The 14,502-nt window shown below is 45.3% G+C and carries 12 protein-coding genes; 4 read left to right on the plus strand and 8 right to left on the minus strand.

The window, feature by feature from the left end; all coding sequences use genetic code 11:
- Positions 1-9 precede the first annotated feature (9 nt).
- From WBG78_RS15745 to WBG78_RS15780, 8 genes are all read right to left on the minus strand, one after another.
- Positions 10-3,258, minus strand: coding sequence for a DEAD/DEAH box helicase (locus tag WBG78_RS15745; RefSeq protein ID WP_337327408.1), 3,249 nt, complete (start codon positions 3,256-3,258; stop codon positions 10-12).
- 149 nt (positions 3,259-3,407) lie between these two features.
- Positions 3,408-4,238: a DUF932 domain-containing protein gene (locus tag WBG78_RS15750; protein WP_337327409.1), complete on the minus strand. Its 831-nt coding sequence runs from the start codon at positions 4,236-4,238 to the stop codon at positions 3,408-3,410.
- A 10-nt stretch (positions 4,239-4,248) separates the two neighbouring features.
- A complete protein-coding gene (locus WBG78_RS15755) occupies positions 4,249-4,923 on the minus strand; it encodes an AAA family ATPase (protein ID WP_337327410.1) in 675 nt (224 codons plus the stop codon).
- An 8-nt stretch (positions 4,924-4,931) separates the two neighbouring features.
- A complete protein-coding gene (locus WBG78_RS15760; RefSeq protein ID WP_337327411.1) occupies positions 4,932-5,372 on the minus strand; it encodes a CAP domain-containing protein in 441 nt (146 codons plus the stop codon).
- Positions 5,369-5,572 (minus strand): hypothetical protein, encoded by a 204-nt coding sequence (locus WBG78_RS15765; RefSeq protein ID WP_337327412.1) that lies wholly within the window; start codon positions 5,570-5,572, stop codon positions 5,369-5,371. The genes WBG78_RS15760 and WBG78_RS15765 overlap by 4 nt, the downstream gene beginning before the upstream one ends.
- A 32-nt stretch (positions 5,573-5,604) precedes the next feature.
- Positions 5,605-6,135 carry a JAB domain-containing protein gene (locus tag WBG78_RS15770; RefSeq protein WP_337327413.1) on the minus strand — a complete coding sequence of 177 codons (531 nt, stop codon included), beginning with the start codon at positions 6,133-6,135 and terminating at the stop codon, positions 5,605-5,607.
- Entirely contained in the window at positions 6,123-6,296 is a 174-nt protein-coding gene (locus tag WBG78_RS15775; RefSeq protein ID WP_337327414.1) for a hypothetical protein, read from the minus strand. The genes WBG78_RS15770 and WBG78_RS15775 overlap by 13 nt, the downstream gene beginning before the upstream one ends.
- Before the next feature lie 74 nt (positions 6,297-6,370).
- Positions 6,371-6,751, minus strand: a complete 381-nt coding sequence (locus WBG78_RS15780; protein WP_337327415.1) for a hypothetical protein — start codon at positions 6,749-6,751, stop codon at positions 6,371-6,373.
- Positions 6,752-7,930: 1,179 nt separating this feature from the next.
- On the opposite strand from WBG78_RS15780, the gene WBG78_RS15785 reads away from it, so the two are divergent.
- The 4 genes from WBG78_RS15785 to WBG78_RS15800 all read left to right on the plus strand — a co-directional run bounded on the left by WBG78_RS15785 (position 7,931) and on the right by WBG78_RS15800 (position 14,493).
- The gene (locus WBG78_RS15785) at positions 7,931-8,239 is read left to right on the plus strand and encodes a hypothetical protein (protein ID WP_337327416.1); all 309 of its coding nucleotides are present in this window, start codon (positions 7,931-7,933) and stop codon (positions 8,237-8,239) included.
- Between the two features lie 1,055 nt (positions 8,240-9,294).
- Complete coding sequence (locus WBG78_RS15790) at positions 9,295-10,473, plus strand: hypothetical protein (RefSeq protein WP_337327417.1); 1,179 nt, start codon at positions 9,295-9,297, stop codon at positions 10,471-10,473.
- Positions 10,474-10,576: 103 nt separating this feature from the next.
- Positions 10,577-14,023, plus strand: a complete 3,447-nt coding sequence (locus tag WBG78_RS15795; RefSeq protein ID WP_337327418.1) for a hypothetical protein — start codon at positions 10,577-10,579, stop codon at positions 14,021-14,023.
- A 29-nt stretch (positions 14,024-14,052) separates the two neighbouring features.
- Positions 14,053-14,493 (plus strand): hypothetical protein, encoded by a 441-nt coding sequence (locus tag WBG78_RS15800; protein WP_337327419.1) that lies wholly within the window; start codon positions 14,053-14,055, stop codon positions 14,491-14,493.
- Positions 14,494-14,502: the final 9 nt, after the last annotated feature.

Here is a 14,502-nt window from a genome sequence, read left to right on the forward strand (position 1 = left end):
CATGTTACCTCAAGCACTTCCAATAACTTTGAGATCAACTGCCGCGACGTCCTTGATGTACTTCGAAGTGACACCGAGCAAAAGAAGTATGTTGTTAGTTACATTTAGTTTTGAGATGGCTGGTTGAACAATTGTGATATGCCACTTGAATGGCTTTTCATTCTTCGCAAGTCGCCTAAGTCTTTCAAGTGTTTCTTCGTCTCCCTTTTGCACTCGACTAATACTATGTGCCCCCTTTCGTTTAGTGATCCTGCGGAAAAGATGATCAAAAAAAACTTCCGGCTCTTTGTATCGCCACGCGACAGATTTTTGAGCTTGACCACAGACTTCGTATAAGTTTGAAATGTCATTTCCCACAATACCGCCAGTCGCCCACTTCAAGTGGAAGAGATGGATGTCGATAGTAGTATCATTATCCTTAATGCAGATTACGTCAGCAACTTCGCCCGAAGAGTCGTCATCATAGACAATGTCGTAGTCCTGCGTGGATAGTTCTTGGATAATTGCGTGTTGAATTGAGCTGGTTACTATTGGATTTATTCCCTGTGACTCTTTGGAGATATCAATGCCAGACCAACTCCGAGCAACTATGTCCTCTTTAGGATAGGCCAATGATTGGTGCCCGACTCGGACATGGCTATTACCGTGTAAGAATGAACCATCGACGAACCAGAAAACGGGAGGATTTTCTTTAAAGAACTCCTCGATGGAAAGCTGACTCTTCCCTTGTACCACATTGATTGATGTTGAAGATAAGTTTGTCACATCGAAGTCAGCTATCGGCTCTACGCCTTGCATTCGCTCACGTAAGTTTAGCTGAAACAAGACGTTTACATCGTCTGTGCGAAATTCAAACTGAAGGGGGCCATCAGTAGTTGCATTGGTCAGGAATAATTCAGCGTTTGCCGGTGTATACGTCGCGTTGATGGTACGAAATTCAATGCCGCCTTCACCTACGTCGTAAACGCTATGATCCCAGTCAACAAAGTATGGCATTTGGTCTGGCCGTCTAGCCACGTTGTCTGGCCGAAGAGTTCCTTCAAGCACTTTATCTGGGTCTATATCGACATCGATTAGTTTACTCCCGACGGTTGTAAACCATGTAGTCAGTTCTTTTATGTTGCCCCTTGCGTAGGACCAGATTCTTCCTTTTTTGGAGCACCCCAATGAAACCTTTTCTCCATCTGAAAATCCTACGCCAAATATGTTGTTCTTCATACCTTGGCGCCGGTCAAGGAAACTCAGTGCTTCTCCGACGCTTCTTCCTATGTAGGATTGAAAACTTAGGTCTTTACTTATCACTTTACGCAGCCCTACGTTGTATAAAGACAGCCGCTGGATATTGTGAAAGGCTTTGAAGACGTCCATTTCGTTAATGAGAATTGCATTTCCGTCACCCAGGACAGCCTTCGCCATTTCTTGAAAGTGCCCACTCTTATCAGATCCGTGGATGTAGAGTAGATTTTGTCTCGAATTCCAAAATAGAATGATAAGACTCCATTCAATATCTTGAAGTTGGACGAAGTTCACCCATTCTATAGGACTTTGTCGTCCAAGCAAGATTACCATTGTCCTCTCGTTCGCATTGTAGGACGAGAACTTGTGCGTATAGCTGTCCAAGCCGGAAATCCCAGCTTCAAAATTTCGAGGGTTCCAGCCATCGCTGCGATTGCGATAAACAACTGTGCTGAGTGCGGGACGGATATTCTGGAACGGGATTATCGATTGAGTCATGTTCTGGAAGCCAGAGATAAATTGTTGGAAGTCGATTTGATCTTGAGTTGTACGAGCACTAATTCCAGGCAGAAGAAGGTTCCAGTTTGCGTCCTTGGCATAAAGGTCTTCTAATTCGTCTTTGACGTCTGGCTGATAAACATTCGCTACGAATGAGGCGTTACCCAAAGTAGCATCGAGACTTGTTCGTGTGAAGCGCCCCGCAAACTGGAGCGTGATGGGAAGGCTCTTTCGTATATCATGGAAAGCTGCGACTTTAAGCTGCGGCAGGTCAAATCCTTCGCCCATCATGTCGACGCAAACCACTATACGATGTTTGCGCTCTCTTATCGCTTTGATAATTTTGTCTTTTGAAGGAATTCCGGAGAAGACGATAACGGGATTCAGGTCCGTTTCAGACTCATAAAGCGAAAAAACAGTTCGTGCTCTCTCTTTGTCATTGCACCGGGCCATAAGAATGTGGTCATGTCCTTTGCTCAGGTCTTCGCGAAGACGTTGGATGGCTTTTTGAGCAATTCTCTCATCGGCCTTTGTTGCGTCATACTCTCTGATTGGTAGAAACTCTATGGTCTTAAAGTACCCTTGCTCTTGAGCCTTCCGTAGGGAGAAATTGAATATAATGCGTCCTTCCAGTCGTTGTCCGTCGTTTCGATATGGCGTCGCTGTGAAGAGAACTACCCGTCCCTTACTAAATTTATTTATGAGTCGTTCCCAGCCAGCAGCCTTTGAGTGATGTGCCTCGTCAACAAAAAGGTGGGAACACAGTGATGTGAGTTTCGCTAGGTGATCAATATTCGAATCAAGAATAGCCACGGTCGCAACTATAACATTACATCTCGTTAGGAAATCCTCCAAGGAAGTTGAGGAATCAAATGTCTTTTCCACAATGCCGGTGATCGGGTTTAACGCTGCGGGACCGACGATGCCGAATTTTCTTAGATATCCCAAAGACCGAAACTTGTCTGCGATCTGATATCTTAGGGCGTGCGATGGAACGATAACAAGAAGCTTGGTGCATCGATTTGCTATCAGCACCGAAAGCATAGTCTCTGTCTTTCCTGTTCCTGTTGGCAACACAACAGTGCCTATTTCTTCATTGAGTTTCAGGTGTCCCAATATGGCGTGGATAGCACCGATCTGAGGAATTCGTAAACCAAGTACGTTGTTTTGTGGATCTTCTTCGATGAAGTGGAATTGTTCCTGCCAGGTGTCGACGACCTCACGAGGTGAATAATTACGGAGGGCTGGGTGCTTGAGCCAACGCACGAAGTACCGTTCAAGCTGTAATAAATGGTCCTGCTTTACCGCTCTCTTGCATAACACAATGAATTGGCATGTCGTGTCAACGTGTAGCTCATTGTCCGTGAAGCAACAGGAGGTTTGTGCGCTTCGAACGACGATGTAATCTCTGACAGACGTATCGACAGTGCCGTCCAGTTCAATAGGAGGACTTAATGAATGGAAATAGTGATTTCCTGACGAGTGTCGATTTTCCTGTTCGACTGCAGGCAATACGACTTTCATGTGTCGTCTCTGGATGTTGGTTAACTGTATTTCTGGGCCTTTTTCGGCTGACGGCACTCAGGGGTATGGCTAAACTACGTGTTTTTCGGTTGTGTTCAAAGTTGAAGGGATGAAGGCAGGGAGAGAACTCCCTACCTTTGCCCGGATACCTACTTCGACGATAAAAGTTGAAACCCACGATTATTGAGGCTTGCTGAATGACCGATCGGATTCCCGAATAGCTTGCCGCTTGTCCTTACTACGTGGCTTGAGTAGTGAGTCAAGCCATTGAACAATCCGTAAAGAGTTGCACCCATTGCATCCATCTCCGTGCCGACCGATTCCATTAGACTGCGCCGTTGGTTCTCCTTCATTGTGCTAAGGTCGTCTGACTTTATGTCCAGCACGTGATTGACAAACTTCTCAGCAAACTTCGGTTCAATAGGCTGTTCGGACCAACTGGTAAAGGTCTGTTGGAGCGCTTGTTGTTCCTGCATAAAGCCCTTGTAGAAAAGGACCAGTCCGTCAAGCTTCATTGACAATTGCTTGTTGTGCCTCACCTTGTGTTGGATACTCATCTTGCTGAATTGGTTACTGCACCGGATCACTACGTTGGATATACCAGTGAAGAATCCCGTCGTGCAGTCGAAGGAGTTACCCACAACCATGTAGTTCTCGCTATCAAATTCTCCTATTCGCATATTCTCAGTGTTCTTTAGGTAGGCCAGCACCTTTCGACCACCCTGGAAAACACTGTAACCCTTCACGTCGAATCCTGTGAACTCGTGAAGCTTTGATACGACCTCCAGAAATCTTTCGTTTGTGGCTGGGTGATACGACTTTTTCGTAACAGCGAGCACATCCTGATTATCATTTCGCACCAGGGCTTGATAGTTTGAGAGCGTCTTCCCATTCACCGAGACAGGTGTTTGAGCAATGTCCCATGAGAGCGACTTAGTAAGAGGCTCAGCAAATGTTGACCGTGTTGATCTTCTTGTCATGTTGGGTTTATTAAGCTGCATGTTGACTTGATTTAGGCTCTTGAGCATAGAAGCTCCTATACACTTCAATGATTCTGGCTACGTCGTTGTCGATGTGGAGGTCCTGAAACATTCCCATTGGAGTCTTTGCAGGAAACCGGCCATCAGTATTGGTCAGGAACCAATATTCAACTCCTTTGCCGTTCGGCTTTCTCCTTGGATCGGAATAGAACACGCAGGTGGCGAACTTCTCGACCTTGCCTTCGTACTCCTTTCCTCGGATTGCCATTCGAAAGATGGTATTCGCTTCTGCGTCCTGGAGAATCTCGGGATGGCCAGTAAGAAAGATGAACTTGTTCTCAATGGCTTTCAATACCTGGAACAACTCATACACCTTGCTGTTGTAAGCGTTGTACACATCGAAGCCTTTGTACCTGGCTTTACATTCAGCCATCAGCATGTCAGAGTAATCCGAGAAGCTGTCAATTACAATATTTGTGATCTCGGGATACTTCGATCCTTTGAACTGTCCGAGCTTATGCAGCAAGTCGTTGACGGTGTCAGCAGAGACTTGTTTAATGCCTTTGTTTCTGAAAGGCAGGATTTTCTTTTCAGTGTTGTACATCACTGTTTCGGGACCCAAGTTTCGAAAAGACGTACTCTTTCCGCTCGATGGCATCCCAACGATTAGTGTTAGTAGATTCATAAATGATTTTATTTTCGTTTCTTTCGTTTGGCTAATTCTGCGTCGTAGCCTCTGAACACTCCGAAGTAGGTGGGATAGATCCCATCACGGGTTCCAATGTGAACCGATATTGTGCAGTAGCGAATCCTCCACATCAACATATTCCTTTTGTGACCTGGTGAATGCAGCCACTGGCTGAAGAGTTCCTCTGCTCCAGTGAAATTGTAAGCGATGTTCTCGCAGCTGTAAACTGGTGGTGCATGACGAAAGCGACTCTCCAAGCGCTTCGCCCAGAGATCTGCTGATTGCTGCGTTTCAGTGAGATATTGGAGAGGAGGCAGGCCGTGTGCAATTCGTAATTGGTTAACCCTTCTGTAAATGATCGAGATGTTGTCGTCAATGTGCAGACGCTTGGGGGGCGAACAGTCTGTCACTAGCAGCAGTATCAGAGCAATGGCGAGCCTCCTCATAACATTCGGTATATGGATGTAATGATGAGTATCATTGCTGTGGCGAACGCAGCAATGCCACTCAGTGAGAACAATAGCCAGAACAACGGCCAGCATTGATAGGCTGGCTTTAACATTTCATCGCGGTAGTAGTTTCTTCTTCCCCAGGATCTCATCTTCATGACGACCACAAGGAGAACAAATCCAATTATCAGTTTCATTTCACTTTGTTTTTGGTTCAGTACAGATATAGTTAAAGAAGTCCTTCGTCGGCAAATGAGAAGTATTCTGCGTCAGGAAGGATGATAAGGTGATCGAGAAGAGTTAGTTCAAGCAGGCGCGCTCCCTCTTTTACTTTCTTAGTCAGGTCAATATCAGCCTGACTTGGAGTTCGATTGCCTGATGGATGGTTGTGTGCCAATATTATTCCTGACGCATTACTCTTCAGCGCTGCTTGAAACACTAGCTTTGGGTCGGCTACAACTCCGGCTACTCCGCCCAACCCAACCAGGAAGGAACCGAGAACCTTGTTTGCGCGATTTGTGTACAATGCATACATCGCCTCGCGGTGGTGAAGTATGTTTTTAAACAGGGGCGTAACAACTTGAGCAACGTCCTTCGACCCGTTTACTATAGGCATGTTGATGATGTTCAACTTAGGGTCATATCTTATTTTGATCTCTGATACTTTGCCGGTCTTCTCTGCTGTTGATGTCTTCATGGGTTCAAGTTTGATTGTGAAGAGAGCAGCAACGTGCTGCTGTTCCTGAGTTAGTAGCGACATAGTTCTGTGTCTCTGGTAGTCAGATATTCCTGGTATTCCGCCTTTGTTTCAAAGGCCACAATCTGACCCTGGCATTCGATAAGTATCAGATATGGCTTTGCCTTGCGGACCGTCGATGAATTGGTCTGCTCCTGTTCTGGAGCGCTGATTGTATTGTGCATGTTCTTGATGTTTGCAAAATGAAAGAGGGAGCCCGACAACGGACTCCCTCAATTAATTAATGAACTTGAATGCCTTAGAATGGCTTGTTCGGATCAGGCGTTTCAGCCTGATTCGTTGCTGGCTCAGCAGCTACGGCAACCTCTTCAACGGTTTTCGTGGTAGTCAGTGCAGTAGGCTTTGCAGGCCAGATATTTCGGATATACCCATCCTCGATCTGAACATTTACTAGATCCCCGCCGCGAAACTTTTTGGCTTTGGACCAATCAGAAGGAAATGAGATACTTGCATTCCTGGGAGAGGACTTTGATGTCTTCAGACACAGGTTGATGATCGTCCTGTCGTTGAAGGAGCCAATGTTGCTTACGCTCACCGGTCCGAAGAGACCAGAGTCGGTGACTGCTACAGGGTAGTTCTTTGCGTACTCGATCGCGCGTTCTTTTGCTGTGATTGACATAATAGTTTGCGCGGTTGACCCATTCACCGCAAGGTTGATGTTAGTATTGGAGGTGCCGGGGTTCGAATCGCCCTCGGTCAAAAAAATAGTGAGGAGAAAAATAATGATGATGAAGGGAAGTCGTCAGCGAGTACCGCAACCGTTGTATGCGCTGATAGCACCAAGATCTGGTACGTTGAGTGTCGTTTTTACTGTGGGTTCGACGCTTTCAATACCCATATGGTGACTGTAGACCTTTGGTTAAGTGGGCTATTCTTTTTGATAATATGGAACGTTCATCGGCGAGACCTTCATGGATTCGGGGAAAATAAGCGGCCGTTTCGCATGGTGCTTCGTTCTCGATACACAAACCGTATCGCTCTGAAAACATCGAGCAAACGTATTCAATCCCTTGCTTGTGAGCTCATTGGGTGTGGTTCAGACGCTGTGACCAAGTTGGTGCAGCAGTTAACGAGCTGAGCATGAGGGCCATGATATACAAATGGCCTCAATGATTGAGGGGACAAATGGGTAGGAATAGGTCTCAGAATTGGGTGTTTTCAACTGAGTTTAACGAGTGCGACAGAAGATGTCATGGCCGGTTTTGGGGGCTTAGCTATATATATAATATTAGTATTGATAGGACGATAAGGAAACGACGCGTCGGATCGCTGAAATAGGCGTGTTTTGATGGGGTCGTTCGTGCGGACTCGTTCGCGTTTGGTTAAGCATCGTCAGGATTGTCGGACGAAGGTGAGATTTCATGCGGTGGCGTATATGATTTGAGTTGTATCCAGATAACGTTGGAGCCCGGACGCGGTCAGATATTGGCCATCCTTTCGGTACGCATGCTATATTGTAGCATCCACAGTCAGGACCAAGTTGATTGTGGATTTTAATGGAAAAATGCCTTTGAATCGGCAGGGGCACCGTCCGTGCCTGCTTTCTAAAAATTCTGACTTGCGGATTTCCGATGAGGATTTCCGTAAGTGAATATGTGCTAAGTGCTAAATGGGAAAAAGTTTCCCGAGAGCAAGGGGACGGGGCCGTGTAGGTGGGTGTCCTCGTGTAGGCATTGATCAGAAAAAAAATTCTAAAATTTTTTTTTGATAAGCAGACTGCGGGAGAATGGCGCACAATTGTTATGATTGTGTAGTCTATGGCAAGGACAATGGATAAACTCGTTATATCCGTTTAGGCATGCGTTTACCATCTCTGACAGCCAAGCAGTGGCTTGAATTGAAAGTCCTCTGTGGCGACATCTATTGCATTCTCAGGCAGGAAAAACCTATCCCTGACTCGCTTCACTTTGGCCTCCTTGCGTTCATGGACCTGGAGGCAACAACGACTACAGATTACGTCCTGTACGGATCTATCCAGTTCAAAGCAATCACAATTCCCCTGACGCTTTTATACATGGACAGCGAACCACCAGACAAACGTCACGTGTTCATTTTACCGACTTCAAGAGTTCACCGAATCTGGCATGCGAAGCCCTGCTACAAATAGCCAGTCAGTTTACTGACACTTCTGGCCACAATCAGTACAAGACCTGATATGGTGATAATTTTCATCGCATTTCCAAGAACAGGAAACCTGTAAGCAGTGATCGCTTTCATTTCGTCTCTTTAAAACAGGAGTTGCATGGGTTATGTGCCGCAAGAGTCAACCGGTTACAACTTAGATATGGAGTCGGATGTAATGTTACTAGGTCAGGCACGTCGATGTGCGTATAAAAAATGTCAGGAATTCCTGATTGCAGATCGTGCCGGTAAGTGATAGATTGGAACATGGACCGGAATTATGATATTCGACTATCCCCCGGAAAACCGGGGATACAGAAACAAGCTGTTAAATATTTTTGTTCATTGGTTTGCACAAGAGAAAAATAAATGGCGTTATTTATCGCAGCAAGTTGCATGTAGCCGGTCAGTTGTTTTGAGAATTTTGCGACGAGTTATCCAGTAGAAAAAAATCCCCAGTTATACTTTAGTCATTTCTTTAGTTTAAAATCAAGTAGCAAGAGATATCTATTTCATTCTGTTGAGAATTTGCATGCTTTCAATTGTTTCAACGCATTTGTAGCTGGACGCTCATTCTATGCAGTTGAAGAATACATCTTAAAAAATAATCGGTCGGTAATAAAAAAGTACTGCTCCGTTCTGGAGTCCTATCGTACGCACGAACGATGGTGGATACTGTTTTGTCTATTGACCAAGTGTTGAACAGGACTTACAAGGACAATGTTATTCATGATAGTGACACGACTTTCGCGTGCCCGTTCTTTGGCCATACTTTTCTTTATGGCCGTGGGCATTACGCCAAGCATCTGCTTGAGTCAATCTATCATTCGTGAAGTTCAAGATACAACCTTTAGGATACACGCAGAAGCTTACATCGATTCATTGAAGGGTATTGCGCTTAGTAAACTAGATACGGCTAAGTTGGAATTTGATTCTGTCATTCAGATCTCAAATCGACGGTTCAATTCTATTGAATCGAAATTAGGGGCATTAAAGAATAGATTCGACAGCGTTAGGCTTGTTCAAAAGATTGACAGCATTATGCAATGGAAGGATGAACGACTAAAGAAGATTACTGACAAATCTGATTCCATTCAGCAAGCGATCAGAAGCAAGCTTGATAATTTGCCATTGCCTCCTGAGTTGCGTGACAAAGCGAATCAGGTTTTGCAGGAAATCTCGTCAGTACAGTCACCATTGTCCCGTGATCTTCAGGGCAATATTCGAAGTATTGGTAATCTGATTCCAGGTGTAAACGAGAAGATTCAATCCATCGCTACTTTGGGAAGCGATCTGCGTCGCACTGTTTCACTCCAAAATTTAGATGCGCTGGGAAATATAGAGCCCTCAGCAATTCCGAGTCGGCTGCAGCAAATAACAGACATGTCATCAATTCCGAAAGTTGGGGAGATGAACGTGGAGAACTTATCTGAGACTGCACAGCAACAATTGTCGAAGACTTCAGTTGGTTCTTCTGTGCAGGAGCAAATAGGGCAGGGGAGCCAGGTAGCATCGATGATTAGCAAGGCCGGTGATGAACAGGCTGTGAAGGAGCAAATGCTTCAGCACGTTCAGCATGAAGCAGTCGATCATTTTGCTGGAAGAACGGCACAATTGGAGGAAGCTATTGCTAAACTTGAGAAGTTCAAGCGGAAATTTGAAAATGCTGAAGATATAACGAAGCTGCCAAAGCGCGTACCAAATCCGATGCGGGAACGTCGATTTGTGCAAAGGTTACTTCCAGGGCTATCGTTTCAGATGAGCGTGAAGGGATCGTGGATGATAGACATTAACCCCTACCTCGGATACAAGGTGAGTGGACGAACTTTAGGGGGGCTGGGCTGGAATCAAAGGATTTGTTATACGAGCTCGTCTAACCATGGATTTAGTAGTGATCAAAGCTTTTTTGGTCCGCGCATTTACGGGGAATTCCTTATCGCCAAGGGGTTTTCAGCAAGAGCCGAGTCCGAATTTATGAAGGTGATTGTTCCATCGAAATTTTCGTCGGGAAACGTGGACACTGACGGGCGCGAGTGGGTCTTTGGTGCACTAATCGGAATCAATAAATCATATCGGATATTGAAACGTATAAATGGTACAGCGATGTTGATGTACAACTTGTACAACCCCGACAACCGTAGTCCATATAAGGGGAGATTGTGCGCGCGTGTAGGAATCGAGATACAACCAAAGAATTCAAAGAAGAAAGTGAAGTCATAATCGTCGTTATCAATCAATAAATAAGCAGAGATCGTCGTCATTAGCTTCATCGGTTAAACGGCAGCAAAAGGTTTATAAATCATTCCCATTATCATTTTGACATATGAAAAACGCGCTAAGAATTTTTGGTGCATTGGAACTACTATGTGCTTTCCTCTCGGCGGGAGTCTTTGAATCCCGGGCACAAAGTCAATCTCAGTATCAACTGCCGACAGTAATTCCTCCTTCGCCAACCGCTTCCGCATTAGGAAAGTACGGCGACGTACCTGCCAGTTTGTTTTCTGGAACGCCAAGCGTTGGCGTACCGCTCTTCGAGCTATCGTCGAAAGAACTTTCACTCCCTATATCGCTAAGTTATTCTGCCAGTGGGGTGAAAATCGAAGATGTTGCTTCATGGGTTGGAGTAGGTTGGTCTTTAAATGGAATGGGAGTAATCACCAGAAGTGTTCGAGGACGACCGGACGAGGATGCAGGACGACTTACCAATGGCATTCCGGACACACCAGCAGAATTAAGCAACACGGAACTAGTAGAAACCTATGCCAAGAATATACTTGATCCTGAACCAGATGTTTATTACTATAATTTCAATGGACGGTCAGGCCAAATGATGTTCGACGATGCTGGGCAGTATTACACTACAACGGCCGAGAAAATCAAGTTCGAGAAAACAAATAAGACAAGTCCCTATGAAAGCTGGATATTAGTTGACGAAAGCGGAATCCGTTATCACTTTGACGTAATTGAGTCAACATCAAGCGGTGGCGCTCCCGCCAATATTACGGCATGGTACATGTCAAAGATGGTATCAGCAGATCTCTCAGACACGATAAAGTTCACATACTTACCCAAATCCGAGTCGTATTTTCGACCCAGCTCCCAGACTTATATATGGCATAACAATCCGGGTAGCTATATCGAATCATTTACAACCGGCTTCCAGGGCGACTATATGATGGGTACATCGATATCGGGCTCGTCGCTGTTATCGGAGATATCTGGCCGAAAAGGAAAGTTGGTATTCACCACAACAGCAACGCGCGTCGATATTACCGGAGGGAAAGAACTCGACAAGATTCAAGTATTTGATAAAGCTGGTGTGCTCAGGAGAACTTTCCAATTTAAATACGCCAACTACCAAAGCAGGCTTTTCCTTGAGTCGGTGAAAGAAATTGGGCAAGACGGAACAGAAAAACCACCCTTTAAATTCACATATGAAGATCCGGGCGGGCTTCCTTCTACGATATCTATGGCACAGGACTACTGGGGTTATTTTAATGGCGCCACCGGCAATACCCATTTAATTCCCAACACATCCTCTGCATTTCTTGTGACAGATCAATTTGGTTCTCAATTGCCTTCGAGCCTCACTCCAGCAAATCGGCAATCGTCAGAAACGCATATGAAGAAAGGAGTTCTAAAAAGAATAGACTATCCCACCGGTGGTGCGACGGAGTTTGATTATCAAATGCATACTTTTTTAAATGGAGTTGAAGAGCTTGATCTGGAAGACTCTCAGTACGTGCCAGCAGAGAATGGATCAACGCAAATAAGTGCAACGTTTATTCCGATAAGCGCCAGTGTTACAATAGATATCAGATTTAATGATTACCGAGAGCCCTTTAATTATCCACGTCCCAAAGTCGAACTTCAAAAGTTGACCAATGGAACATGGGCTGCGCCCGTTGGAATGATATGGCAACTCCCATACCCGTGCTTGAATAACGTAGTAATGCATTTTAATATCGCGATTCAGCCGGGATCATCATATAGGTTAGTTGTTACGAATGAAGGTTGCGTCGGTGGAACATGCAATACACCCCCAGCAAATGCGTACTGGACACATGCGGAAGTCAGATACTTTGACAGTAACAGGAGAGTTGTGAATACAGGAGGCGGGCTTCGTGTAAGCGAAATCAGAGACTTTGCTTCAGACGTGAGTACATCTTTAGCATCGGTTCGAAAATTTCAATATGACAGCGGCCTCGTAGTTTCGGTTCCCGTATTTAAAAAGCATTTCATCAAGCACCTCTGTGCATCACCGGCACCAGGTTCGGGATGTGCTAGTCTCGGTAATATAACCTGTTATTCAATTTCCTCTCAAAGCCTTGTCAACTTAGGCACTGGACAAGGAAGCTACGTGGTTTATAAAAAGGTAAGAGAGATCTATGGCGCGAGTGGAGAGAATGGATACGCAGATAATTGGTTTGACCTAACAGGTTTGTCTTATGCCTCAACATTTGCAAACCTAATGCCTCCGTTTGCGCCCCGTGAGAACGTTGACTATAGACAGGGTAAGCTCATAAAGCAGGTAAAATACAATTCGGCAGGTGAAAAGCTAGAATACATTAAGAATACATTTAAGAACGTCGCCGTCGGCAACGCTAACTATCATACAATTCAGGGCGTTAGGATTATGCAGCAGGTTCAGTTCTCCTCATATGAGCCTGCCCTCCAAGCCGGTATGCACCTCACTGCTCCATTCAATGTTACGAGCCGATTTGTTTACCAGGACTCGCTCATCAGAACGACATATTACAAGAACGGAACCAGTAGTACCTGGACTCCTATTACCACAGTGACTCAAATGTTCTATGAAAACGCAAGTCACCTCCAAGTGACTCGGAGCTCCCAGGTAGCCAGTGACGGAAGCACCATAGAGTCAAAGACATGGTTCCCACAAGACTATGGCACAGTTGACAATTTACCCGCATTGATCGGTAAGAACGTGCTGGTAGTTCCAGTGAAGGAAGAGGTCACAAAGGGAGGACAATTGATTTCCGGAAAAGTTACGCGATACAATACCGACGGGAAACCAATTGAAATTCATATTCACGAATCGGCCATTCCGGCTACACCACCAGCACACACCACTACGGTTCTCTTGCCTGCTGGCTACGTTAAGAAAGTCGATTTGGGATACGATGCGACGTCTAAACGACTCAATAGGGTCCAGGAATTGAACAACGCTGTCGGCGCATATCTCTGGGGTTACGGTAATTCACTGCCTATTGCCGAAATAACTAATGCAACTGCGGGAGATGTCGCAGCAACCAGCTTTGAGCCTGATGCCAAAGGAAATTGGACGTACTCTGGGGCATCATCTAACGATATCGTTGTGAAAACCGGCGATTACTATTACAAACTTAGCAATGGCAATGTTACAAGGACGTTAGCCACCGGAAAATTCAAACTAGAGTACTGGGCCAAAGGAACTGTCACCTTATCCGGCGGCGCCATCGTGGATGTAAGGACGTCTGCGCCCGATGCAAACGGATGGATCTTGTATGAGAAAGAAGTAACAACTTCGGCAGCTACCACGCTCACTATAAGCGGAGCTACTGGTCTGATCGACGAATTGCGCGTATATCCAGTGGTGGCAACCGTAAAAACTTTCACTTACGATCCAATATCTGGAACCAGGTTTGTCAATGATGCAACAAACACGATAACAAGCTATGAGTATGACGGATTTGGACGTTTACGAGCAGCCAAAGATCAGAAAGGAGACATAGTCAAGTCACTCGACTATCATTATAAGGGATACTGATTCCACAAATACTTCAATCAACGTACATTATGAAGAATAACCGAGTACACCATGCAATTGGTATAGCAGCGTTCTGTCTCTTTAATTTCCTTACGGCTTCATTGAGAGCGCAGAGCGCAGATCCAAAAAGTGACACCGTAGAATGGCGATACAGTAGAATTGAAAACAAGGTCACAAATGAGACTGTTGTTTTAAGTGGAAAGTTTATCAGTTACGGCGGAGACAAGCTCAAATGGGTCCAAAATGGATTGGATCGCGAATACGTCTTTGTAAACAATTCCGCCAGTGGTGCTTGGTCGGATCTTCGGAACAATGGAGAAATCGTGTATCGGTCTACGTGCGATAGAGTGGACGGTACGGTGACATTGTCGCGAACGAAAAAAGGTCTAATCATCGAGTTAGATTTTGTTAAGCCTGATAAGAACACACCGCATTTTGTGTTTCCTATTGACTCATTCAGCAAACGTTAAGCGCGATCC

It is taken from the genome of Chryseolinea sp. T2, assembly GCF_037203685.1.
Lineage (GTDB): Bacteria > Bacteroidota > Bacteroidia > Cytophagales > Cyclobacteriaceae > Chryseolinea.

Bases quoted from the DNA above. Each gene is read 5' to 3' on its own strand.
- WBG78_RS15745 (WP_337327408.1), bottom strand. From the start codon at position 3,258: ATGAAAGTCGTATTGCCTGCAGTCGAACAGGAAAATCGACACTCGTCA.
- WBG78_RS15750 (WP_337327409.1), bottom strand. From the start codon at position 4,238: ATGACAAGAAGATCAACACGGTCAACATTTGCTGAGCCTCTTACTAAG.
- WBG78_RS15755 (WP_337327410.1), bottom strand. From the start codon at position 4,923: ATGAATCTACTAACACTAATCGTTGGGATGCCATCGAGCGGAAAGAGT.
- WBG78_RS15760 (WP_337327411.1), bottom strand. From the start codon at position 5,372: ATGAGGAGGCTCGCCATTGCTCTGATACTGCTGCTAGTGACAGACTGT.
- WBG78_RS15765 (WP_337327412.1), bottom strand. From the start codon at position 5,572: ATGAAACTGATAATTGGATTTGTTCTCCTTGTGGTCGTCATGAAGATG.
- WBG78_RS15770 (WP_337327413.1), bottom strand. From the start codon at position 6,135: ATGTCGCTACTAACTCAGGAACAGCAGCACGTTGCTGCTCTCTTCACA.
- WBG78_RS15775 (WP_337327414.1), bottom strand. From the start codon at position 6,296: ATGCACAATACAATCAGCGCTCCAGAACAGGAGCAGACCAATTCATCG.
- WBG78_RS15780 (WP_337327415.1), bottom strand. From the start codon at position 6,751: ATGTCAATCACAGCAAAAGAACGCGCGATCGAGTACGCAAAGAACTAC.
- WBG78_RS15785 (WP_337327416.1), top strand. From the start codon at position 7,931: ATGCGTTTACCATCTCTGACAGCCAAGCAGTGGCTTGAATTGAAAGTC.
- WBG78_RS15790 (WP_337327417.1), top strand. From the start codon at position 9,295: ATGCAATGGAAGGATGAACGACTAAAGAAGATTACTGACAAATCTGAT.
- WBG78_RS15795 (WP_337327418.1), top strand. From the start codon at position 10,577: ATGAAAAACGCGCTAAGAATTTTTGGTGCATTGGAACTACTATGTGCT.
- WBG78_RS15800 (WP_337327419.1), top strand. From the start codon at position 14,053: ATGAAGAATAACCGAGTACACCATGCAATTGGTATAGCAGCGTTCTGT.